Below are 20,051 nucleotides of genomic sequence, written 5' to 3' on the forward strand. Positions count from 1 at the left end.
GTTGCTGATAATCAGTCGATCACCAGTCTTACATCACAAGCACCCACACGAATTGCTTGATTCAACTTGTTAAAGAGCGTTTGGCTGAGGCTTTCATCTCAACCGAGGCGCGCATTCTACGCTAACCTCTCTTTCCGTCAAGCTTTATTTTTCGAAAATTTCTTTTCTACTCAATCGCTTGTGCCTCAGCGAAGGAAACCTTCTCATCAGCGGGAGGCGCATTCTACAGCGATCAAACTCGCTGTCAACCACCTCGGCGATCTTCTTTTCAGCCCGCTACCGAAGCAGCGAATGAAGAGCGGCAAGTGAATCACCCGCCTGACCACCACTCTCACCTCAGAACACCTGTAAGTACTTGATTCTCAAGCTCTTTCAGCGCTTCGTCGCTGGGAGTGGTGCGCATTATAGGGAGTTTAAATCGGCCGTCAATGTATTTCTGCAGAAAGATGACAAAGGGCTCTCTACACCCTCAACGCGACACCAGGCGCATCGGCGGCCGGCACAAAACTGCATCTAGCCACCTTTATAGAGAAGGCGCCGCCGAACCGCGACATCAAGGAACTTTTCGCAGATTCCTACGCGCTTTGCAGGCAGCCCTCAGCCCCCGCTAGAATTCTACACGTGCGATTCAGGCAATTTTGAACCACCTGACCGTCACACGCGGTAGATGAAATCACTCTTCGAATGCGCAGGGTTGCTAGACGATCCGACGCCGAGAGCGTCCAACCAAGCCCGGGCGCTTCTTCTCAATATCTTCTTCAACCATGGTGAGGCAAAGAGCCTGCGCCTGGACAAGGCAGCAGCCGGGACTATTCCTAGGATCGAAAAGAAGCAGCTCAAGCGCCACTCAGAGAAAAGAATCAAAGCGATCAGAGAACAATCTCCGACCTGGCGGAAGAATGGGATTGATCTTGCACTGATCACTGGCCAGAGGCGATCAGACATCTTGTCGATGAAGCTCGACGATATCCGCGACGGGTTTCTGTATGCCATCCAGCAGAAAACAGTGAAAGTATCGGATGGCGCCTGGATCCGCTTCCGTCCCCCTCCCCCGAGCTGCAGGATGTATGAGATCGCTGCAACGATGGTGCTCCCCACTTCCTGATTCATCGGCGTCGGGACCGGAAGGTGGGCCTTGCTGACCGAAAGGAGCACTGGACGAAGATCGATGAGCGTTATCTGTCCAGGGCATTCAAGGAAGCACGAGACGCTGCAGACTGCTATTCAGGATGGAAAGATGAAGAGATGCCGGGCCTCCATGAGATCAGGGCCCTGTCGCTGCATTTGTATAAGAAAGCCGGGAAAGACGGCCAGAAGATCGCTGGGCATGCCAGCGCGGGAATGACGAAGAACTATCAGCGGGACCATGCCGAAGTGGTCTGGTCAGATGCGATTCCGGATCTCGATATCAGCGCATTTGCCCGCTAGTTTTGCGTGCATTTTGCGGGAGTTTTGCGAGTGGCCAAAAACGAAAACGGCCCAAGTACTGTAAGCACTTGAGCCGCTTAAGAAAATTTGGTCGGGACGGAGTGATTCGAACACTCTACCCCTTGCACCCCATGCAGCGAACGAATCCTCTGCAACAGAATGATTAATAAGGAGAAAATACCATCACTGCCAGTGCAAAAATCACCAATGCGGGCGCTTATACAAACGTAGCCATGCGGACTGCAGGGGCGGTTTTGCGCAACCGAAGCACCCTCGAAGGATCGTCAGTAGAGCCCCCTCGCTAACTACGCTTTCGAGCGCTCGACAAGCAATCGCCTTTGGAGTTTTTTCACATCTGCCTCCGTATTCAAGATATGCATACGTCGGTGGCAGTTCGGGCAGAGCGCGACTGTGTTCTCTATGGTGTCCTCACCATCACGAGCTAGCCAAACAATGTGATGTGTCTCCAAGTAGGCAGTCCCATCTTTCCGCGTAAACGGAGCGGGCCCCTCACAAAGCTCGCACCTCCCTTTGGCACGACGCTTTGCATGCTCCGCTACCCAAGGAGACCGCTGGTGCTGAGTAGCATGAACGCTGCGCTGGCCTACGTGCTTCCGACCAGTCCGGCGTGCTTGCTCAGCTACCTGCTCGTCACTCAGCCGTCGAATCTGCTTCTCCTTAAGCACTCTCAACTCATCGAGAACTGCCTCAGGAATCTCCGGGAGTGCTCCCGCCTTCAGCCGCACCGGGAAGACCCATACCAATCGAGAGTTTTCAAGGGCATCAAGCTGCGGCTCCGAATAGGCGATGCTAGATAGCTCGACCTCCCCGATGTAGGTGTAAACCTGCGGCGTGAAAACCTCGAAAAGATGAACCCCTACACCATTAGAACCAGACTCATTGAGCGTTTTGTTTTGTGCAAAGCTCAGTGATTGATGCCCTTTCTGCCCCATGCCGGTGTAGTGCAAAACATCGCCAATCCAACGATCATCATAAACGGAGCTCACGTGATTGGAGACGATGACCAGCGTATTGGTCTCCTTTGAACGACGCATACCACCTTGGGGACTGCACCTGAACCACGCAATCAGCTGTTCGTTGTTAAGCGTGGCACCAGGCTCTGGGGGAACGAAGCTATCCATACTTCCGGATGATCTCCATGGCTATAGGAATGTCTGCAGGAGCCAGCTCATAGCTCAGCAATTCACAAGGCGCACACCACTCAACGCGGTCATGCACTTGCAGAACGAAATGTGTTGAATTCAGGGTGACTTCGACAGCAATCAACTGGATTGTGCCGCCGGGATAGGTGAAGACGGACTCTGTGAGGATTTCACCAGCCTCGGAGTAGACTCCAAGCTCTTCATGGATCTCGCGAACAATGCAGCGCTGCGGGGTTTCATCAGCCTCAAACTTGCCGCCCGGAAATTCCCACATTCCAGCGAGTTTTTCACCTGGAGCGCGGCGAGTAAGGAGCACCTTCCCGTCGAGGCGCACAACTGCAGCTGCAACCTTCTTCATTCGCCCACCTAAAATTTGCACGCATGAAGCATAACAAAACCATTTTGCATGACGCATCAGGCCTAATCATGCCGCCCAGGACCAAGCCGTGAAGACCTTTCGCACCCGATTCGCTCATAACTATCAATTGCGCTGGGCACTATAGATACCTAACCAAGCCCCAACAACCTAAGCAGTACGACTCTGTTTAGCAGAAAGATTCCGCTACCCGAATGCCGCGCCTCAGCCCGCACCATCCACACTCTACACCACAAGGAGCTTTGACCTTATCGCCACTGGCTTAGATACATCCATAAGTAGCACCGGAGAATGCAAACACAACAACCAACACCACACATAAGTAAAGCTGGACTTGCCTGAGAATAACGTATATCATCCCCAGGTTTTTTATTTTGGAATTGAAAAATGGATCTACAGCCAATTATAAAGTGGGCCGGCGGTAAGCGCTGGCTAGTTAGAAAGGCTGGCGATCTTTTCCCGACCGAATACGAAAGATATATTGAGCCATTTTTAGGTGGGGCTGCCGTTTATTTTCATCTAGCTCCGAACTCAGCTTTACTCTCTGATGTAAACTCTGAACTTATCAATGTTTACTCCTCTATCAAGGAGGACTGGAAACGAGTTGCAGAGTTCCTAAAAGCTCACCAGAGACTTCATTGCTCTGAGCACTATTACAAAGTTCGCGCATCAGCACCCCGATCAAAGTTCTCTCAAGCTGCAAGAACTCTGTACTTGAATAGGACATGCTGGAACGGATTGTACAGAGTAAACCTGAAAGGTGAATTTAACGTTCCAATCGGCACAAAAGACAACGTCCTTGCTGATATAGATTCGTTTCCACACGTTGCTGAACTTTTCAAGAACGCCAATTTTAGAGCAGGTGACTTTGAGGAGAGCGTTGATGCAGCAACTGACGGGGATTTCGTCTTTGTAGATCCGCCATACACTGTGAAGCACAACTATAACGGTTTCATTAAGTACAACGAGAACCTTTTTAAGTGGGAAGATCAGGTTCGACTGCGTGACTCAGTTGTTCGCGCCGCTAGCCGTGGCGCAAAAGTCTTGGTGCTAAATGCTAACCACGAGTCTATCGCTGCGCTCTACGATGGGTTTGAGCAAATTGTTCTTTCTCGCAGTAACGTTCTCTCTGGAAAAAGCGAGTTCCGTGGAGTTTACCAGGAACTCGCCATCAAATGCTGGTGAGTCTAACGCCTTAATGCGCCCGTCTCGACGAACGCTTTATAAAGTGCAGACTCACCACTTGTTCCCGGCTTGAAATTGTCAGTAGTGAAGTAATCGTCATCCAAAGTCATTTTATCGAAGATCGATTTGAAATCATCGATTTCTGGCTTTTCCTTTTTAATAGAATAGTACGCATCTCTCAAGAAGCGCATTAGCGCCATAAAGCCATTTGTCTTGCTTAATATTATCCCTTTGTCATTGCTAGACCAAGCCCGAGGCCAACGCGCCCTTACCGCCTCAAAATAATCCCAAATTATGTCAGTTAAATCGTAATCCTTTTCCTTGATCATGAACTGACGAAATATAAGCTTATTAAGATCCCCGTCATTTAGGGCTGGCGTTTTTCCCCGCAGATAAATATCTCGATCCCTCATAGGATTTTCTGATACAAACTTCATTAGCGCTTGCACAAAAGCAGCCTGGGTTATACTGCCAGGGAGATTATGATCCTGTGCTGCGCCAAGTCGTTTTATCCGATTATGGAATGGGCTTTCTTTGTCCTTGTCCAAGGCGACGGCAATTTCATGACAAAGTTTTTGAGGACTTCGAGTAGTCGCCAGTTCATAGAGATCATAAACCAGACTTTTGTTGACTTTGGTTTGAGCAAGGTTAACCGTTGAGAAAATATAGGCCTCGGTCGAGACATCTATGTCTACAAAGATGGAAACGTTTATCTCAAAATCGTCTCCTTCATAGTCATGAAGTCCAGCAATACGATGCTGACCATCAATCACATTGGCCAAATGCGTGATCGGGATGCTCGGGGAGTTTTCTTCGTCATCCGACTTATAAGGCGTGAGAGTCAGAACCCCCTTGTCTTCCTTAAACTCAGCACACTTAGCCTTTACGGAAAGGAGAACCGCGGTTGGAAAGCACGCGTCAACTGTCCGTGTATATTGAGATATTTCTTTAACTCTCGACTGAGATAATGGGCGCTGAATACCGAGATAGCTTTCAAAGCCGCGTTCACCCTCCATGCGACGAACGTCTGAGAAGGTAATTTCTTTTAACTGCTTACTATTTATGCTTCCGATATAAAACTCACCAATCGGCTGCTTAATCTTAATACACTTAACGTCTACTTCTTTATCGTAATAGGCGCTTTCCAGGAAGTCTTGCTGCTTCATCACTCACCCCTCCGATGACGAGAGTAGTTTTCGCTAAATCTCTTATCAGAATTTTCCATTTCCTTTAGAGGGTCCATTTCAAATATTAAGTTCTTATAACAAAATGCTATCTGGAGAAGAGCCAGAGTAAACGGAAACAAGTATATAGAGAAGTCAAATGCAAAACGCTGGTTCATGTTTAACCCAAGAGACTGGATTACGAAGTAAACACACCCAACAATCTGAATCACCAGAGCAAACACTATATGCCATGTTCGAGAAGGAAATACCTTAGTAGTCGAGGTCCCCTTCGCCTCTTGAGAGGCAATATAAATTACTGGAGCTATTAGAGCGGCAGAGTAGATAATCAACGCGCCAGTGTTTATCGACGCTTTCAAATTCGTCCAGAACAAAGCGAATATTTCGACATTATCTGATTGACTGGTACCAGCGCTGATAAGTGAAGCTGCAAAAGCACCTATCCATAGTGGAGAGGTTGAAAGTAGCACCGTAAAGAAAAGCTCTTTTGCGGCCGATTTAAAGTGTTCCCATTCGAGATCAGGCAAACCATCAATGAGTGGGATTGCCCTTATTATTTTTATGAAGCCGCCTTTATAGTCCATTTCTTGGGCACTCCATGTATTTACTCCTTGTGCTACCTTTGGGGTCCTGATCTTAATAAAAAGCCAAGGCAGTAATTATTCTGCCCTGGCTTTGTGATTAATCTTCGTTTTTTTGTTCAATTGCCCCATTCCTTCGGGAAAACCAGCGCCTAGATATTTCTTTTGTGATCGCTATCCCGCGTTTTGATCGGGCAAGTTTCGATTGGCCTCATCATATACAGGGCTCGTCTGCCCCGCTTCTGGAGCAATTTGGCCACTGACGAGCCAGAGAGCATATTGAGGATGAATCTTGACCATCGATTCTATGTCGTCTTCGTTTGCACGGCGACCGCCTTTCCGCAGCGCATACCACTTTTCGCGATCGATACCGCTGAGCTCCTCCAACTTCTTGGCGGTGAGCTTCTTATATTCCCAAATAGCGACTATACGCTCTCTGATCATTCTATTTTCATCTAAAAAAATGGCATATATTGCTAGGAAATTAAACCCTTTTCCCTATAATTAGATCTATCTAGCTGGCAAATAATGCCAATGTCGATCTGCATGATTCCGATTATAGGTCAATTGCTATGGAACAGTCTGGAATAGTGGGGTTCACCGTCACAGGCGCGATGGAAAAGGTTACGGACTTCCGTACTGCTCCGTTCTGCTCCCAGGCGGTATTCGCTCAGATGCTGGGTCTGGAGGACATCACGGAAGACGTGGTGCGCGGCTGGGTCGAAACTAAGACCGTGCCAACCGCCAAGATTGGCCGCCGCCGCGTCATCAACCTCCACAAAATTCGCCGCGACCTTGACCGGGGCAAGTCGATCTTCTGCCAAGGGGATTACGACGATGAATGACGCCCGGTCCTACTCCCAGTTCAAGCTGCGCATGTCCCCTGCGCTGCGCTCCCAAGTTGAGCAAGCGGCCGAAGCTTCTCTCCGCTCCCTGAACGCTGAACTGGTCTTCCGCCTTCAACAGAGCTTCGAAGGGGAGGTGCCCGCCGATGCTTCCGAGCAAGTACCTGCACCGACCGCATCCATTGGACTGCGACTGCTCTGTCTGCTGGTCCCGTCGCGAACTGGGGAAAATCAGTCCCTGCCAATCCACACGGTGCACAGAATGCCGCCCTACGCGAGTCGTCACCGTAGTTACCGTGATGATGATGGTCGCTGGAGTGTGGCGCTCGATCCATTCGACGTACCGGGTGGAACCGGGTTTTATCTGCGCGAAACACATGCCCGCGCTCCGTCCGCCGAAGTACTGGCACGTTATCTACGACAGCGGGAAGCCGACGCCCTTCGTCCCCGTGCACGAACCATTCGAGTTGGAGGGCTGAGCCATGGCCTTTAACCCGATCCCGCACCTGATCTTCTGGCTCGTGTTGCTGGTGGTTGGTGCTGTGGTTGGTCGCCACCACGCTCGCCACACCATCCCCACCTGGGCCAGCCAGGTCCAGGGCCGCCGCACCGGCTTGTCCGAACGCGCTTTTCCGTTCGGACAAACGGAGCGCCGGGCGAAGCGCACCCTTGACCGTCCCCCACCCTGAATAGCCTCCGCTCGGGAGTGAGGGGCAGCACCACCGCCCCGCGCTCCTGAGCCCTCGGCGGCGAGAGCGGGATGACAAGGGCAGCGCCCTTTGTGTTGGCCCCGCTCACCGCTAGCACCACTGCAAAACCCAGGCACCACCACACCCGCTGAAAGACGGCCACCAATGCGCCCAATTTGCAGCAGCGGGCCAACTCATGCCCGAAAAAGGCAAAGGAGCTTCAGATGAACATGTTTGCAACCACTGGCGGCGTAGTCGAACTCTGGGTCACCAAGACCGACACCTACACCTCTACCAAGTCCGGCGAGATCTTCGCCAGCGTCCAGGCCATTTCCCCGATCCCGGAAACCGCTCGCGGCAACGCCAAGGGCTTCGAGATCAGCGAGTACAACGTCGAACCGACCCTGCTGGACTCCATCGTCTTCGAAGGCGCTCCTGTGCTCTGCAAGTTCGCCAGCGTCGTCCGCCCGACCCAGGACCGTTTCGGCCGCACCACCAATACCCAGGTGCTGACCGAACTGCTGGCCGTGGGCAAAGAGTCCAGCACGCCGGCACCGGCCGCTCGTCCCGCTACCCAGCCACAACCCCAGCGCCCGACTCAGCCCGCCGCTGAGAAACCCACCGACAGCAGCAAGTCCTGACGGCGAGGGTAGGTAGATGAAAGCGCCGCTCCGCTTCGCCTTCGGCTGGGTTCTGTACATCGCAATTCTTTGCGCGGTATCGCCTGCCGTGCGTGCGGTGCGCGAGTTCCTCGAACCCTACCCGCTGGACTCCGTGATCGCGGTGATCGCGGCGGCGTTCGCCCTCTTCGCGCTGTGGTGGTTCGTCCTGCGCTCCTTCTGGAGCTGGTGCGACCAGCCACGCAAGGAGGCTCGCTGACATGTCAGGCGTGGTTGCCGTTCAGGTCTGCACCAGCTGGGCGTCCACGGCGGACGGCCTCATGCAGTGCCAGCACCTCGAATGGCAACAGGCCTATCTGATTCCGCCCGAGGCCGCTGGATACGTAGACATCCTGGTCAACGGCGGTTTCTCCCCGGAAGCCTTCGGCATCGGTGCTGCGGGTGTCCTGGGAGCCTTCGTGACGGGGCTTTTGACTGGCTGGGTCGCGTCACTTCTTCGTAAAGCCAGATGACAGAGGAAACACCATGAACGCCATGAAACAACAGATCGCCAAGTTCAACCCGGTCCGCTCGTTCCGCAACCTGTGCATCGCCGGTTCCGTCACCGCTGCCACCTCGCTGCCGGCCTTCGCGGGCGTCATCGACACCAGCGCGGTGGAAGCCGCCATGACCGATGGCCAGGGCGACATGAAGACCATCGGCGGGTACGTGGTCGCTGCCCTGGTCATCCTCGCGGTGGCCGGCCTCATCTACAGCATGCTGCGCAAAGCCTAAGCGTGCTGTGGTCGGTGTGGTTGGGGGCCTTCTTCGCCGGGGCCTTCATCACGGGCTACCGCTGCGGCGAATTCTTCTGACTGCACTGATGTGCCGAACCTGGACCCCGCTTCGGCGGGGTTCTTTTTTCTGGACACACCACGATGAAACATCAATGCCACCGCCTCCTGCTGGTCGTGCTGCTTCTACTGAGCGCCCCGGTCCTCGCGGCTGACTATTCATGGACCGTCGCAGGTCAAGCGTGGACTACCGCGCCGTCACCGGGACAGGCGTGTGCGATCTGGGCCAAGGACATCACTTACCCCGGTGGCCAAAAGACCAGTTTTGGATTTGTCAGCGAAACGAAGTATTGGTGCCGGGTGGCTGCCAACAATGGCACTGGTTCGGTGACCCTGGACGTCTGGCGGACGGGCAATGCCTGCCCAGAAGGCACCGAGTATGACCCCAGCATCAAGGATGGCAGCAGCCAGTGCAAAGCCCCACCCAAGGACTGTTCGGCCACCCAGGGGGAGCCTTTCCCAGCCAAGGGCAACGATGCGCCGGTGATCAGTTCGGGAGGCCGCAACTACGTCGCCGATGGTGGTCCGCCGACCGCCTGCTACGAGCAATGCCAGTACAAGAGCGAATCCGGTCGCTCGACCAGCTGCTATCTGGTGAAGGGTTCGACCACTCAGGGCTTCTGCAATTACATCCTCCAGGGCACCGGGGAGAACTGTTCAGCCGACTCCTACCAGTTCTCCACTACCGGCGATCCACTGAACCCCACTACCGAGCCGCCCGATCCTGCCGTGCCTCCCTCTGATCCCAACGACCCCGGCTGCCCCGAAGGCTGGGCATGGTCGGGTACCACCTGTGTGAAAACCGATCCTTCCAACCCTGGCGATGGCGACGGGGACGGAGAGGGAGGCGGCAACACGGGCGGCGGAGCCGGGGGCGGTGATGGCTCCGGCAATGGCGATGGAAGCGGCTCTGGCGACGGTGACGGCTCCGGCAGTGGCAATGGAGACGGCAGCGGTTCCGGCAACGGCGATGGCTCCGGTAGCGGCAATGGCGACGGTGAGGGTGAGGGCGAAGGCCAGTGCGATCCCGCCAAAGACCCCAACGGCTGCCAGGGCGAAGGCCCTTCTACCGAGCTGAAAGAGCCCGATGCCGGCAGCTGGGATGAAGCCAACAAAGAGTGGGACCAGAAGGTTCAGGACGCCAAGAAAGAACTGAAAGACGCGGTGAAAGCCAACATCGATCAGCTCAAGGGCGCCTTCGATCTCCAGCTCTCCACCGGCGGCGGTCAGCTGCCTTGCTACACCGGCACGGTCTGGGGAAAACCCTACCGCCTCTGCGTCTCCGACTACGCCGACCAGCTCTCCAACATGCGGCTCGCGTTGCTGCTCATGGCTGCGCTGATCGCGGCCTTCGTCATCCTGAAGGAGTGAATCATGGAATGGCTATCAGGCGTCTTCGACCAGATCCTCAGCTTCTTCCAATGGATCTGGGATTTCCTCGCCCAGGGCGTTTACGACTTCATCAAAGACGGCCTGGTCGTCGCCACCAAAGCGGCGATGTACAGCGCCCTGCAGACCTTCATTTTGCTGCTCGATGTCAGCTTCACCGTGGCGCGCGAGTTGATCGACAGCCTCGGCATCTCCGCCATGGTGCGAGGTATGTACGCGGCACTACCGGCTGATATCGCGGCGGGCTTGGCGTTCTTCGGCATCCCCCAGGCGCTCAACATCATCATGCTGGCGGCGGCCACGCGCTTCTGCATGCGCTTCGTGCCCTTCATTGGGAGGTGAGTGAATCATGTCGATCAAGATTCACCACGGCCCCAACGGCTCGTACAAAACCTCCGGCGCGATCCAAGACGATGCTGTCCCCGCACTGAAGGACGGTCGCGTCATCATCACCAACGTTCGGGGCTTCACCCTGGAACGCGCCTACGCGGTTTTCCCCGACCTGCCCAACACCGCCGAGATCATCAACCTCGATCTCGAATCGCTTGATGACCTCGACAAGATGCGCACGTGGTTTCAGTGGGCACCACGGGGCGCGTTCCTGATCTTCGACGAAACCCAGCTGCTGTTCCCCAAGTCCTGGCGCGAAAAGGACCTGGAGAAGTTCGACTTCCCCGGCGGGCCCGAGGCGGCGCACGCAGCGGATCGCCCCATGGGCTGGCTCGATGCCTGGACCCGGCATCGGCACTTCAACTGGGACATCGTCCTCACCACACCGAACATCAGCTACATCCGCGACGACATCCGCATGACCTGCGAGATGGCCTACAAGCACTCCAACCTCGCGGTCATCGGCATCCCCGGTCGCTACAAGGAGGCCCAGCATGACGCCCAGCTCAACCGACCGCCGGCTGACGGCACCATCATCGAATACAAGCGCATCCGAAAGCAGACCTTCGCCCTCTACCAGTCCACCGCCACCGGCAAAACCCAGGACACCAAAGCCGGCAAAAGTCTGTTCCGGTCGCCTAAGTTGGTTCTTCTACTGGCACTGCTGGCCGCTTCTATTGGCTTTGTCTGGTACATGGGGCCTCTGCGCACGATTGGCGGTGAGGCTGCTCAAGCACCTGCCGAGCCTGTTGCTGAGCCTCCTCACGCCGCTGCTGCGAGTGCTACGCAATCTCCTGCTGTGGGTCTGCCGGCGCGTCCTTCTGCGACTGGGTTTCTTCCTGCTGGCCTTGTACCTGACGGGCCAGCTGGTGCGCCTGTTGACCTGAGCGCCCATCCCTTCGCTGATCGCCGCATCACTATCCTTGCCCACGCCTACCGCCCTTCGAAGGGCGACATCTACATGTTCGCCCTCGATGACCCGGAAGGCAGGCATCTGGAGCTGACCAGCTGGCAGCTGGTGGGCTCCGGCTACCACGTCACGGCCAAGGGCGAGTGCGTCGCTGAGCTGGCGTTCGAGACGTGGAAGCAAACCATCACCTGCGGCGGAAGCCCTCCGCGTGCACCCGCTGGGTTCACCCAGGCACCGCCGCTCACAGCCGCCGCCAACGCGCCGCCAACCGAGCCTGCCACGCTGACCATCGTTCACGACTCCGAATACGCCTCACGCCCCTGGAGGAACGCCAAATGACCCTGCATGGATTGTTCAACGCCCTGGGGCTGCTCGCGCTCGCTTACGCCCTGGGATTCATCACAGCAATGCAGGTGATGCAGCCAGTCGGGGCGTTTCCGTTTTGAGTCGGCGAGCCGCGCCGCCGGCCGGGAGCGGAAGGCATGAGCGGTAGGCCGAAGGCGCGGCCGACGACCCTGTAACACGTCGGATAGCTAACGAGTAAGCACCTCAATAAACCTCATTGAAGGTACGAAAGAATGAAAAAGGCAGTTCACCCCCTCCGCCTGATCCTCAAGGAGAACGGGGATTTTTATGAGTCGTCCGAAGGACGGATTTTCATGGACCCGAGCAACGGCAGATTTGCCGACCTTTCGGGTGTGCGCCTGCTGCGCTGTGGAGTCGATACCGTGCGACAGCTGTACAACGGCATGATCCGCCCGGAAGTTATGGCGTTGTTCGATGAGCCTGAGGATCTCGTCAACTTCGCCGGCTACAAGTGGGCCAAGGGCCGTATCGGTCGCGACTCGGGATACCAGTACCGCCTGCAGAACGCCGACATGGGTCTGATCCTGCTGATCAAGAACCACAACGTGAAGCTCGAAAACATCGGCCCGCACCTCAAGATTGAAGTGTCCCCGCACGCCCTGGATGGTGCCGATCCGAAGATCCTGCAGGGCGTAATGGATGACCTGGCTGCTGGCGTTCTCTCGGCCTGCGAAGTGAATCAGTGCGCTGTCCATATCGCGCTCGACGTCCAGGGCTGGACCCCACCAGTGGACTTCGTGGACCGCATGCATTGCCGGTCCCGGCGTGTTCGCCAAATCAGCGGCATCGACCGCATCGAGTACGACGGCAACGCTTCGGTCTATGGGCGTGGTGAGACCTTCATGTTCGGCTCGGCCAACGGCCTGCAGATGTGTCTGTACAACAAAACGCTGCAGGCGAGAGCGACCGACAAACTCGACTATTGGGAATCGGTGTGGGCCTCCCTGAACGGCGATCCGTTCGGCGATGGTGAACCTGCTTTCAATCCGCTGGAAACGGTATGGCGCATCGAGTTCCGCTATCACCACTCCATCATTCAACAGTTCTCCGAAGGCTCCACGATGACCTCTGGCGAGGTGATCGGCTGCCGGACCTATGAGGGTCTTTGCCCGCACCTGCAAGGTCTCTGGCAGTACGCCTGCGACAACTACAAGCTGATTTCCCGGGAAGGGATCTTCGACGCTTTCTGGTCGCTGATCAGCCTCGACACCCAGGTTCAGGTCGAAGCCGATCCGCTCATCGAACGTACCGAGTACCGCCGCTACTACAAGACCGCTCAGGGCTTCTCCGGCAAGAACTGCGAGATGTTCCTGGGCCAGTTCGCCAGCCTGATCGCACGGGAGCGCATCCCACCAAAAAAAGCGCTTGAGGTCGGGAGAACGCTCCCCTTCTGGCACGTGATCGAAGACCACTACACCGCCAAGGGCTACAGCACTCGCGACCTCGAAAAGCATGTCATCGGGCTGATTAACGATCGCTACATCAGGCGGGGCTACGCCATTTGATGACATCAGCGGATCAAGTAGTAGCGAAGGAGTAAGAGAAATGGAATCGAAGGCACGCACTCGCAGAATACTGCGCTTACCCGAGGTGATTCATCTTTGCGGCATCAAGCGCTCGACCATCTATCTCTGGATGAGCACGGGGGCATTTCCCCAGGCCAAACAGATTGGCCCATCAATTGTGGGATGGGACTCCCTGGAAATTGAACAGTGGATCTCCGCTCGACTCGATGGAAAGGACTGGAAGTCCGAGGGGGAGTCATGAGTAGAGAGCTGATCAAGATTGCCGAGTTCCAGCGCCGCTATTGGGGTGCAAACGGCACACCGCTCTGTAGTCAAACAATACGCAACCAGATCCGGAATGGTGATATTCCGGGCGTCAGGATCGGCAAGCTTTGGTATGTCGATTGGCGAGCTTTCAATAAGGGGACAAGTAACGAACTGGTCGCCATGGTGCTCAAGGACTACTGCTGATGTCACCGCGTCCTCGTAACAAAGCCAATAGGTCCCTTCCGCAGAATCTCTACTTCGACGGTCGGCGTGGGAGTTTCAGATATAGGCGCCCTACTGATGGCGTCTGGTTTCAATTCGGAAAGGATCGGCTCAAGGCCATTGATGCTGCCAAACAACTGAATCTCACCTTCATGGAAGGTGCCGACTTGGTTGCCAAGGTTAAAGGCCTGGCTACAACCTTGTTCGTCGACTTTCTGGATTACTACCAGCGCGAAGTACTGCCGCCTCGCGAGTTGGCAAAAGCCACTCTGGAACTCTACGCAGTGAGATTCAGGCAGTTCCGAGCAGCCTGGCCGTCTAAGGCCGTGGATGAAATCACTCTTCGAATGGCTGCTGAACTACTCGATAGCCTGACCCCGAGGGCATCCAACCAAGCAAGAGCGCTTCTTATCGATATCTTTAACCACGCGGCCGCTAAGGGACTATGCCCGGACAATCCTGCAGCCGGGACTATCCCCAGGATCGAAAAGAAGCAGCGCAAGCGCCATACAGCGGAAGGACTCAAGGCGATCAGAGAGCAGTCTCCGGCCTGGCTGCAGAATGCGATTGACCTTGCCCTGATCACTGGCCAAAGGCGTTCAGACATCTTGTCGATGAAGTTTGACGATATTCGGGACGGATTTCTGTACGTCATCCAGCAGAAGACAGCAAAAGTATCGGACGCTGCCTGGATCCGCTTTAGCGTTACACCCGAGCTGCAGGAGGTATTGGATCGCTGTAACGATGGCGTCCCCTCCCCCTTCCTGATCCATCGGCGACCGGACCGGAAACTGGGGCTTGCTGACCGAAAGGAGCACTGGACGAAGATCGATGAGCGTTATCTGTCCAGGGCATTCAAGGAAGCACGGGACGCTGCAGCCTGCTATTCAGGATGGAAAGACGAAGAGATGCCGGGCTTCCATGAGATCAGGGCCCTGTCGCTGCATATGTATAAGAAGGCCGGGAAAGATGGCCAGAAGATCGCTGGGCATGCCAGCGCAGAGATGACGAAGAACTATCAGCGGGACCATGCCGAAGTGGTCTGGTCAGATGCGATTCCGGACCTGGATATCAGCGAATTTGCCCGCTAGTTTTGCGCGCATATTGCGCCTATTTTGCGCAGTCCAGAAATGAAAACGGCCCAAACACTGTAAGTATTTGAGCCGCTTCAAGAATTTGGTCGGGACGGAGTGATTCGAACACTCGACCCCTTGCACCCCATGCAAGTGCGCTACCAGGCTGCGCTACGCCCCGACGTTGCTTCCAAGTTCCCCCAGAAGCGGATCGCACTATACCCCAAGCATTTGCTTTGGAGAAGCGCTTTTTTCATTTTTTTCAGTTACTTGCGCAGCACATGAAGTACGTCTTCCAATTCGGCAATCATCTGCCTAATCAGTTGCTTGTACTGAGTGGCATCGTCGCGTGCTTCGTCGCCGGTAAGGCGCTGACGGGCTCCGCCGATGGTGAAGCCCTGGTCGTAAAGCAGCGCACGGATCTGGCGAATCATGAGCACATCCTGGCGCTGATAGTAGCGCCGGTTGCCCCTTCGTTTGACCGGGTTGAGTTGCGGGAACTCCTGTTCCCAATACCGCAGCACGTGCGGCTTCACCGCGCAAAGGTCGCTCACTTCACCAATGGTGAAATAGCGCTTGCCCGGGATGGGGGGCAACTCGTCGTTATGACTTGGTTCCAGCATAAGCTTCAACCCTGGCCTTCAGTTTCTGCCCTGGACGAAAGGTGACGACGCGCCGGGCTGTGATCGGGATTTCCTCTCCCGTCTTAGGGTTGCGTCCGGGACGCTGGCGCTTGTCGCGCAGATCGAAGTTGCCGAAACCCGACAACTTCACCTGTTCGTTATGCTCCAGCGCCTGGCGAATCTCTTCGAAGAAGAGCTCCACCAGTTCCTTGGCTTCCCGCTTATTCAGGCCCAGCTCTTCGTACAGACGTTCAGCAATTTCAGCTTTCGTCAGAGCCCCCATACGCTACTTCCTTAACGTGGCGTTGAACCTTTGTTCCAGCGAGGCGACGATATTCTGCGTAGTCGCGTTCACCTCGTCATCATTAAGAGTGCGTGATGGATGCTGCCAGGTCAAGCCAACGGCCAAGCTTTTTCTAAGCGGATCAATGCCTTTACCGTGGTAGACGTCAAAGAGCCTGAGGTCCGTCAGCCATTCGCCCGCCGTTTCACGGATATTTGCCAGGACGAATTCGGCCGGGGTATCCAGATCGACGATCAGCGCGAGGTCACGGCGCACTTCGGGGAAGCGCGACAGTTCGCTGAATTTCGGCAAGCGGCCCTTGGCGACTTCGGCCAAAACCAGCTCGAAGACGTATACCGGACGATCCAGGTCCAGCGCCTTGGCCAGCTCTGGGTGCAGGGCGCCCAGGTAGCCGACCAGCACGCCGTCGCGCTCGATCTTGGCAGTCTGGCCCGGATGCAGCGCCGGGTGCTCTGCCGGGGAAAAGGTGAAGGCTTCGATAGCGCCGGCGTTACCCAGCAGCGCTTCGACGTCGGCTTTCACATCGAAGAAGTCGACGTTCTCGCGGCCGTTGGCCCAGCCTTCCGGCTGGCGGGCGCCGCAGACGACGCCGGCAAGCATATTTTCCTGCACCAGCCCTTCCAGCTGACCGACGAAGCGCAGACCGCTTTCGAACAGGCGCACGCGAGTCTGCTGGCGGTTGAGGTTGTGCAGCAGGGACTTCACCAGACCCGGCCAGAGCGAGGCGCGCATGGCGGCCATGTCGGCGGAGATCGGGTTGGCCAGCATCAGCGGCTCGACGCCAGGATGGAACAGCTGGAACAGCTTGGGATCGATGAAGCTGTAAGTAATGGCTTCCTGGTAGTCGCGCGCGACCAGCAGGCGGCGCAACGCCGGCAGTTCGGCCTGGGACTCGGACTTGGTGTTCGGCGCCAGGCGGGCCTGCGGGTAACGAACCGGCAGACGGTTGTAGCCATACAGGCGGCCCAACTCTTCGATCAGGTCGACTTCGATGGAAACGTCGAAGCGATGGCTCGGCACCCCCACGGTCCAAGCATCGGCACCGGCTTTCTGGACGTCGAATTCCAGAGCGCTGAGTAGACGCTCGATCTCGGCGTTTTCCAGGGTCATGCCCAGCATCTGGGCGATACGCTCGGCACGCAGGGTGACCGGCGCGACCTTCGGCAGATCGGCTTCGCTGGCTTGCTCGACGATCGGACCGGCTTCGCCGCCGACGATCTGCAGCAGCAGCTCGGTGGCGCGCTCCATGGCGCGACGGGCCAGCTGCGAGTCCACGCCGCGCTCGAAGCGGTGCGAGGCATCGGTGTGCAGACCATAGGAACGAGCCTTCCCGGCCACGGCGATGTTGTCGAAGAAGGCGCTTTCGAGGAACAGGTCGCGGGTCTTGGCGCTGACGCCGCTGTGCTCACCGCCCATCACGCCGGCAATGGCCAGGGCGCGTTCGTGGTCGGCGATCACCAGGGTGTCGGCACGCAGGGTGACTTCCTGGCCGTCGAGTAGGACGAGCTTCTCGCCCTCCTCCGCCATGCGCACACGAATGCCACCCTTGATCTCGTCGAGGTCGAAGGCGTGCATCGGCTGGCCCAGCTCTATCATCACGTAGTTGGTGATGTCGACGGCGGCGTCGATGCTGCGGATGTCGGAACGGCGCAAGCGCTCGACCATCCACAAGGGGGACGGCTTGCTCAGGTCGACGTTGCGAATCACGCGACCGAGGTAGCGCGGGCAAGCCTTGGGCGCCAGCAGCTCGATGCTGCGTACATCATCGATATGCGGAGCAACAGCGTTGACCACCACCGGCTTGACCTCGGCACTATACAGCGCGCCGACTTCACGGGCGAGGCCGGTCAGTGACAGGCAGTCGCCGCGGTTCGGGGTCAGGCCGATCTCGATGGAGGCGTCGTTCAGTTCGAGGTAGTCGCGGATGTTGGCGCCCACGGGCGCATCCGCAGCGAGCTCCATCAGGCCGGCGTTCTCTTCGCTGATTTCCAGCTCTTTGGCCGAGCAAAGCATGCCGTTGGATTCAACGCCGCGCAGCTTGGCCTTCTTGATCTTGAAGTCGCCCGGCAGTTCGGCGCCAATCATGGCGAAGGGGATCTTCAGACCCGGGCGAACGTTGGGCGCGCCGCAGACGACCTGGAAGGTCTCCGAACCGTTGCTGACCTGGCAGACGCGTAGTTTGTCGGCGTCCGGGTGCTGTTCGGTCGACAATACTTCACCCACGATCACGCCGCTGAACTGGCCGGCAACCGGGATCACGGCGTCGACCTCGAGGCCAGCCATGGACAGACGAGCCACCAGCTCGTCACGGGATACCTGCGGATTTACCCAGCTCCGCAGCCACTGTTCACTGAATTTCATCCTGCTCTCCTAAATGCGTTGACGGTCGTGCGGGCTAGCGGAACTGGCCGAGGAACCGCAGATCGTTGTCGAAGAACAGGCGCAAGTCGTTCACGCCATAGCGCAACATGGCCAGGCGCTCGATACCCATGCCGAACGCGAAGCCTTGGTATTTCTCGGGATCGATGCCGGACATGCGCAGTACGTCGGGGTGGACCATGCCGCAACCCATGACTTCCAGCCAGCCGGTCTGCTTGCAGACACGGCAACCCTTGCCGCTGCAGAGCACGCACTGGATGTCGACTTCCGCCGAAGGCTCGGTGAAGGGGAAGAACGACGGGCGGAAGCGGACGGAGAATTCCTTCTCGAAGAAGGCGCGGAGGAATTCCTCGATGGTGCCCTTGAGGTCGGCGAAGCTGACGTCTTCATCGACCAGCAGACCTTCGACCTGGTGGAACATGGGCGAGTGGGTCAGGTCGGAGTCGCAGCGGTAGACGCGGCCGGGGCAGACAATGCGAATCGGCGGCTTCTGGTTTTCCATGGTGCGGACCTGTACCGGCGAGGTATGGGTGCGCAGCAACATGTTCGCATTGAAGTAGAAGGTGTCGTGCATGGCACGAGCCGGGTGGTGGCCCGGAATATTGAGTGCTTCGAAGTTGTGGTAGTCGTCTTCGACTTCCGGCCCCTCGGCCACTTCATAGCCGATGCGGGTGAAGCACTGCTCGATGCGTTCCTTGGTGCGGGTGACCGGATGCAGGCCGCCGGAGGAATGGCCACGGCCCGGCAGAGTCACATCGATGCGCTCGGCAGCCAGCTTGGCGGCGAGGGCGGCGCCCTCCAGCTCGGCCTTGCGGGCGTTCAGCACATCCTGAACCTTTTCCTTGGCAACGTTGATCAGCGCACCGACCTTGGGGCGCTCTTCGGCCGGCAGGTCGCCCAGGGTCTTCATGACCTGGGTCAGCTCGCCTTTCTTGCCGAGGTAGTGAACCCGGATCTGCTCCAGGGCGTTGACGTCTTCGGTGTTCCGCACGGCGTCCAGGGCCTGCGAGACCAGCGCGTCCAGGTTTTCCATGTACCAACTCCAGATACAAAATAGGGGAAGAGCGGTAAGGCTCTTCCCCTATCGGTGACGTTACGTCCGGACCAAGATCCGGTAACTGTCGCGGGGCTTAAGCCAGGCTGGCTTTCGCTTTCTCGACAATTGCGGTAAACGCCGCTTTTTCGTTCACAGCCAGATCGGCCAGGACCTTACGGTCGATCTCGATGGCCGCTTTTTTCAGGCCAGCGATCAGACGGCTGTAGGACAGACCGTTCAGACGAGCACCAGCGTTGATACGAGCGATCCACAGAGCGCGGAACTGACGCTTGCGCTGACGACGGTCACGGTAGGCGTATTGGCCTGCTTTGATTACCGCCTGCTTGGCAACACGGAACACGCGCGAACGCGCGCCGTAGTAGCCTTTTGCGAGCTTCAGAATCTTTTTGTGACGACGACGGGCAATCACGCCACGCTTAACACGAGCCATTTATTTATCCTCTACCAGAAATCAACGCAGACGCAGGGAGCGCGCTACACGGCGAACGTCGGAAGCAGCGAGCATCGAAGTGCCGCGCAGCTGACGCTTACGCTTGGTGGTCATTTTGGTCAGGATGTGGCTCTTGAAAGCGTGCTTGTGCTTGATGCCACCAGCAGTCACTTTGAAGCGCTTTTTGGCGCCACTCTTGGTTTTCATCTTTGGCATGTTTGGTACTCCGCAT

Annotated in this window: 28 protein-coding genes, 1 tRNA gene and 1 pseudogene; 18 read left to right on the top strand and 12 right to left on the bottom strand. The window is 56.7% G+C overall.

Features of this window, described 5'->3' with window-relative positions; translation table 11 throughout:
* The first annotated feature begins 667 nt into the window (after positions 1–667).
* Both ACIPK7_RS07410 and ACIPK7_RS07415 read left to right on the top strand, forming a co-directional pair.
* Entirely contained in the window at positions 668–1,105 is a 438-nt protein-coding gene (locus ACIPK7_RS07410; protein WP_192432135.1) for a hypothetical protein, read from the top strand.
* A 23-nt stretch (positions 1,106–1,128) separates the two neighbouring features.
* On the top strand, positions 1,129–1,428 hold the full coding sequence (locus ACIPK7_RS07415; protein ID WP_192432134.1) for a hypothetical protein: 300 nt from the start codon (positions 1,129–1,131) through the stop codon (positions 1,426–1,428).
* A 305-nt stretch (positions 1,429–1,733) separates the two neighbouring features.
* Here ACIPK7_RS07415 and ACIPK7_RS07420 read toward each other — a convergent pair whose 3' ends face one another.
* Positions 1,734–2,570 carry an HNH endonuclease gene (locus ACIPK7_RS07420; protein ID WP_401086909.1) on the bottom strand — a complete coding sequence of 279 codons (837 nt, stop codon included), beginning with the start codon at positions 2,568–2,570 and terminating at the stop codon, positions 1,734–1,736.
* A complete protein-coding gene (locus ACIPK7_RS07425) occupies positions 2,563–2,949 on the bottom strand; it encodes a (deoxy)nucleoside triphosphate pyrophosphohydrolase (protein WP_401086911.1) in 387 nt (128 codons plus the stop codon). The genes ACIPK7_RS07420 and ACIPK7_RS07425 overlap by 8 nt, the downstream gene beginning before the upstream one ends.
* Before the next feature lie 405 nt (positions 2,950–3,354).
* Between ACIPK7_RS07425 and ACIPK7_RS07430 the strand changes: the two genes are divergently transcribed.
* Complete coding sequence (locus ACIPK7_RS07430; RefSeq protein WP_401086913.1) at positions 3,355–4,152, top strand: DNA adenine methylase; 798 nt, start codon at positions 3,355–3,357, stop codon at positions 4,150–4,152.
* Between the two features lie 2 nt (positions 4,153–4,154).
* Here ACIPK7_RS07430 and ACIPK7_RS07435 read toward each other — a convergent pair whose 3' ends face one another.
* The 3 genes from ACIPK7_RS07435 to ACIPK7_RS07445 form a co-directional block, all read right to left on the bottom strand.
* The gene (locus ACIPK7_RS07435; protein WP_401086915.1) at positions 4,155–5,318 is read right to left on the bottom strand and encodes a DGQHR domain-containing protein; all 1,164 of its coding nucleotides are present in this window, start codon (positions 5,316–5,318) and stop codon (positions 4,155–4,157) included.
* Positions 5,318–5,920: a hypothetical protein gene (locus tag ACIPK7_RS07440; RefSeq protein WP_401086917.1), complete on the bottom strand. Its 603-nt coding sequence runs from the start codon at positions 5,918–5,920 to the stop codon at positions 5,318–5,320. Before ACIPK7_RS07440 ends, ACIPK7_RS07435 begins: the two co-directional genes overlap by 1 nt.
* Positions 5,921–6,091: 171 nt before the next feature.
* Complete coding sequence (locus tag ACIPK7_RS07445) at positions 6,092–6,361, bottom strand: DNA-binding protein (protein WP_401086919.1); 270 nt, start codon at positions 6,359–6,361, stop codon at positions 6,092–6,094.
* Positions 6,362–6,489: 128 nt separating this feature from the next.
* Here ACIPK7_RS07445 and ACIPK7_RS07450 point away from each other — a divergent pair, with 128 nt between their 5' ends.
* The 15 genes and pseudogenes from ACIPK7_RS07450 (at position 6,490) to ACIPK7_RS07520 (ending at position 15,044) form a co-directional block, all read left to right on the top strand.
* On the top strand, positions 6,490–6,762 hold the full coding sequence (locus ACIPK7_RS07450) for a DNA-binding protein (RefSeq protein WP_401086921.1): 273 nt from the start codon (positions 6,490–6,492) through the stop codon (positions 6,760–6,762).
* A pseudogene (locus ACIPK7_RS07455) lies at positions 6,755–6,886 on the top strand (Arc family DNA-binding protein); the annotation flags it as partial. The gene ACIPK7_RS07450 and the pseudogene ACIPK7_RS07455, both read left to right, overlap by 8 nt.
* A 22-nt stretch (positions 6,887–6,908) precedes the next feature.
* Positions 6,909–7,241, top strand: a complete 333-nt coding sequence (locus ACIPK7_RS07460; protein ID WP_401087386.1) for a DUF5447 family protein — start codon at positions 6,909–6,911, stop codon at positions 7,239–7,241.
* A 3-nt stretch (positions 7,242–7,244) separates the two neighbouring features.
* The gene (locus ACIPK7_RS07465) at positions 7,245–7,451 is read left to right on the top strand and encodes a hypothetical protein (protein WP_401086923.1); all 207 of its coding nucleotides are present in this window, start codon (positions 7,245–7,247) and stop codon (positions 7,449–7,451) included.
* A gap of 224 nt (positions 7,452–7,675) precedes the next feature.
* Positions 7,676–8,092, top strand: coding sequence for a DNA-binding protein (locus tag ACIPK7_RS07470; protein WP_401086925.1), 417 nt, complete (start codon positions 7,676–7,678; stop codon positions 8,090–8,092).
* A gap of 16 nt (positions 8,093–8,108) precedes the next feature.
* Positions 8,109–8,330: a hypothetical protein gene (locus ACIPK7_RS07475; RefSeq protein WP_239742308.1), complete on the top strand. Its 222-nt coding sequence runs from the start codon at positions 8,109–8,111 to the stop codon at positions 8,328–8,330.
* A 1-nt stretch (position 8,331) separates the two neighbouring features.
* Positions 8,332–8,583: a hypothetical protein gene (locus tag ACIPK7_RS07480; protein WP_239742306.1), complete on the top strand. Its 252-nt coding sequence runs from the start codon at positions 8,332–8,334 to the stop codon at positions 8,581–8,583.
* Positions 8,584–8,596: 13 nt separating this feature from the next.
* Positions 8,597–8,845, top strand: coding sequence for a major capsid protein (locus tag ACIPK7_RS07485; RefSeq protein ID WP_239742304.1), 249 nt, complete (start codon positions 8,597–8,599; stop codon positions 8,843–8,845).
* A gap of 143 nt (positions 8,846–8,988) precedes the next feature.
* On the top strand, positions 8,989–10,275 hold the full coding sequence (locus ACIPK7_RS07490; protein ID WP_401086928.1) for an attachment protein: 1,287 nt from the start codon (positions 8,989–8,991) through the stop codon (positions 10,273–10,275).
* Positions 10,276–10,278: 3 nt separating this feature from the next.
* Complete coding sequence (locus ACIPK7_RS07495; protein ID WP_401086930.1) at positions 10,279–10,635, top strand: DUF2523 family protein; 357 nt, start codon at positions 10,279–10,281, stop codon at positions 10,633–10,635.
* Between the two features lie 7 nt (positions 10,636–10,642).
* Positions 10,643–11,932, top strand: coding sequence for a zonular occludens toxin domain-containing protein (locus tag ACIPK7_RS07500; protein ID WP_401086932.1), 1,290 nt, complete (start codon positions 10,643–10,645; stop codon positions 11,930–11,932).
* Between the two features lie 239 nt (positions 11,933–12,171).
* Positions 12,172–13,464, top strand: a complete 1,293-nt coding sequence (locus tag ACIPK7_RS07505) for a hypothetical protein (protein ID WP_401086934.1) — start codon at positions 12,172–12,174, stop codon at positions 13,462–13,464.
* A 40-nt stretch (positions 13,465–13,504) separates the two neighbouring features.
* On the top strand, positions 13,505–13,726 hold the full coding sequence (locus tag ACIPK7_RS07510; RefSeq protein WP_401086936.1) for a helix-turn-helix transcriptional regulator: 222 nt from the start codon (positions 13,505–13,507) through the stop codon (positions 13,724–13,726).
* Entirely contained in the window at positions 13,723–13,935 is a 213-nt protein-coding gene (locus tag ACIPK7_RS07515; protein WP_401086938.1) for a hypothetical protein, read from the top strand. The genes ACIPK7_RS07510 and ACIPK7_RS07515 overlap by 4 nt, the downstream gene beginning before the upstream one ends.
* Positions 13,935–15,044: a tyrosine-type recombinase/integrase gene (locus tag ACIPK7_RS07520; RefSeq protein ID WP_401086940.1), complete on the top strand. Its 1,110-nt coding sequence runs from the start codon at positions 13,935–13,937 to the stop codon at positions 15,042–15,044. Before ACIPK7_RS07515 ends, ACIPK7_RS07520 begins: the two co-directional genes overlap by 1 nt.
* 86 nt (positions 15,045–15,130) lie before the next feature.
* Here the strand turns inward: ACIPK7_RS07520 and ACIPK7_RS07525 are convergent.
* The 7 genes from ACIPK7_RS07525 to rpmI form a co-directional block, all read right to left on the bottom strand.
* A tRNA-Pro gene (locus ACIPK7_RS07525) sits at positions 15,131–15,207 on the bottom strand.
* An 85-nt stretch (positions 15,208–15,292) separates the two neighbouring features.
* Positions 15,293–15,649: a MerR family transcriptional regulator gene (locus tag ACIPK7_RS07530; protein WP_045217778.1), complete on the bottom strand. Its 357-nt coding sequence runs from the start codon at positions 15,647–15,649 to the stop codon at positions 15,293–15,295.
* Positions 15,630–15,932 carry an integration host factor subunit alpha gene (gene ihfA, locus ACIPK7_RS07535; RefSeq protein WP_003090661.1) on the bottom strand — a complete coding sequence of 101 codons (303 nt, stop codon included), beginning with the start codon at positions 15,930–15,932 and terminating at the stop codon, positions 15,630–15,632. Before ihfA ends, ACIPK7_RS07530 begins: the two co-directional genes overlap by 20 nt.
* Positions 15,933–15,935: 3 nt before the next feature.
* A complete protein-coding gene (gene pheT / locus ACIPK7_RS07540) occupies positions 15,936–18,314 on the bottom strand; it encodes a phenylalanine--tRNA ligase subunit beta (protein ID WP_401086942.1) in 2,379 nt (792 codons plus the stop codon).
* A 34-nt stretch (positions 18,315–18,348) separates the two neighbouring features.
* Positions 18,349–19,365, bottom strand: coding sequence for a phenylalanine--tRNA ligase subunit alpha (gene pheS / locus ACIPK7_RS07545; RefSeq protein WP_401086944.1), 1,017 nt, complete (start codon positions 19,363–19,365; stop codon positions 18,349–18,351).
* A 97-nt stretch (positions 19,366–19,462) separates the two neighbouring features.
* On the bottom strand, positions 19,463–19,819 hold the full coding sequence (gene rplT / locus ACIPK7_RS07550) for a 50S ribosomal protein L20 (protein WP_045217787.1): 357 nt from the start codon (positions 19,817–19,819) through the stop codon (positions 19,463–19,465).
* Between the two features lie 21 nt (positions 19,820–19,840).
* Positions 19,841–20,035 carry a 50S ribosomal protein L35 gene (gene rpmI / locus ACIPK7_RS07555; RefSeq protein ID WP_017516491.1) on the bottom strand — a complete coding sequence of 65 codons (195 nt, stop codon included), beginning with the start codon at positions 20,033–20,035 and terminating at the stop codon, positions 19,841–19,843.
* Positions 20,036–20,051 lie beyond the last annotated feature (16 nt).

It is taken from the genome of Pseudomonas sp. NPDC086581 (genome assembly GCF_044746165.1).
GTDB lineage: Bacteria > Pseudomonadota > Gammaproteobacteria > Pseudomonadales > Pseudomonadaceae > Pseudomonas.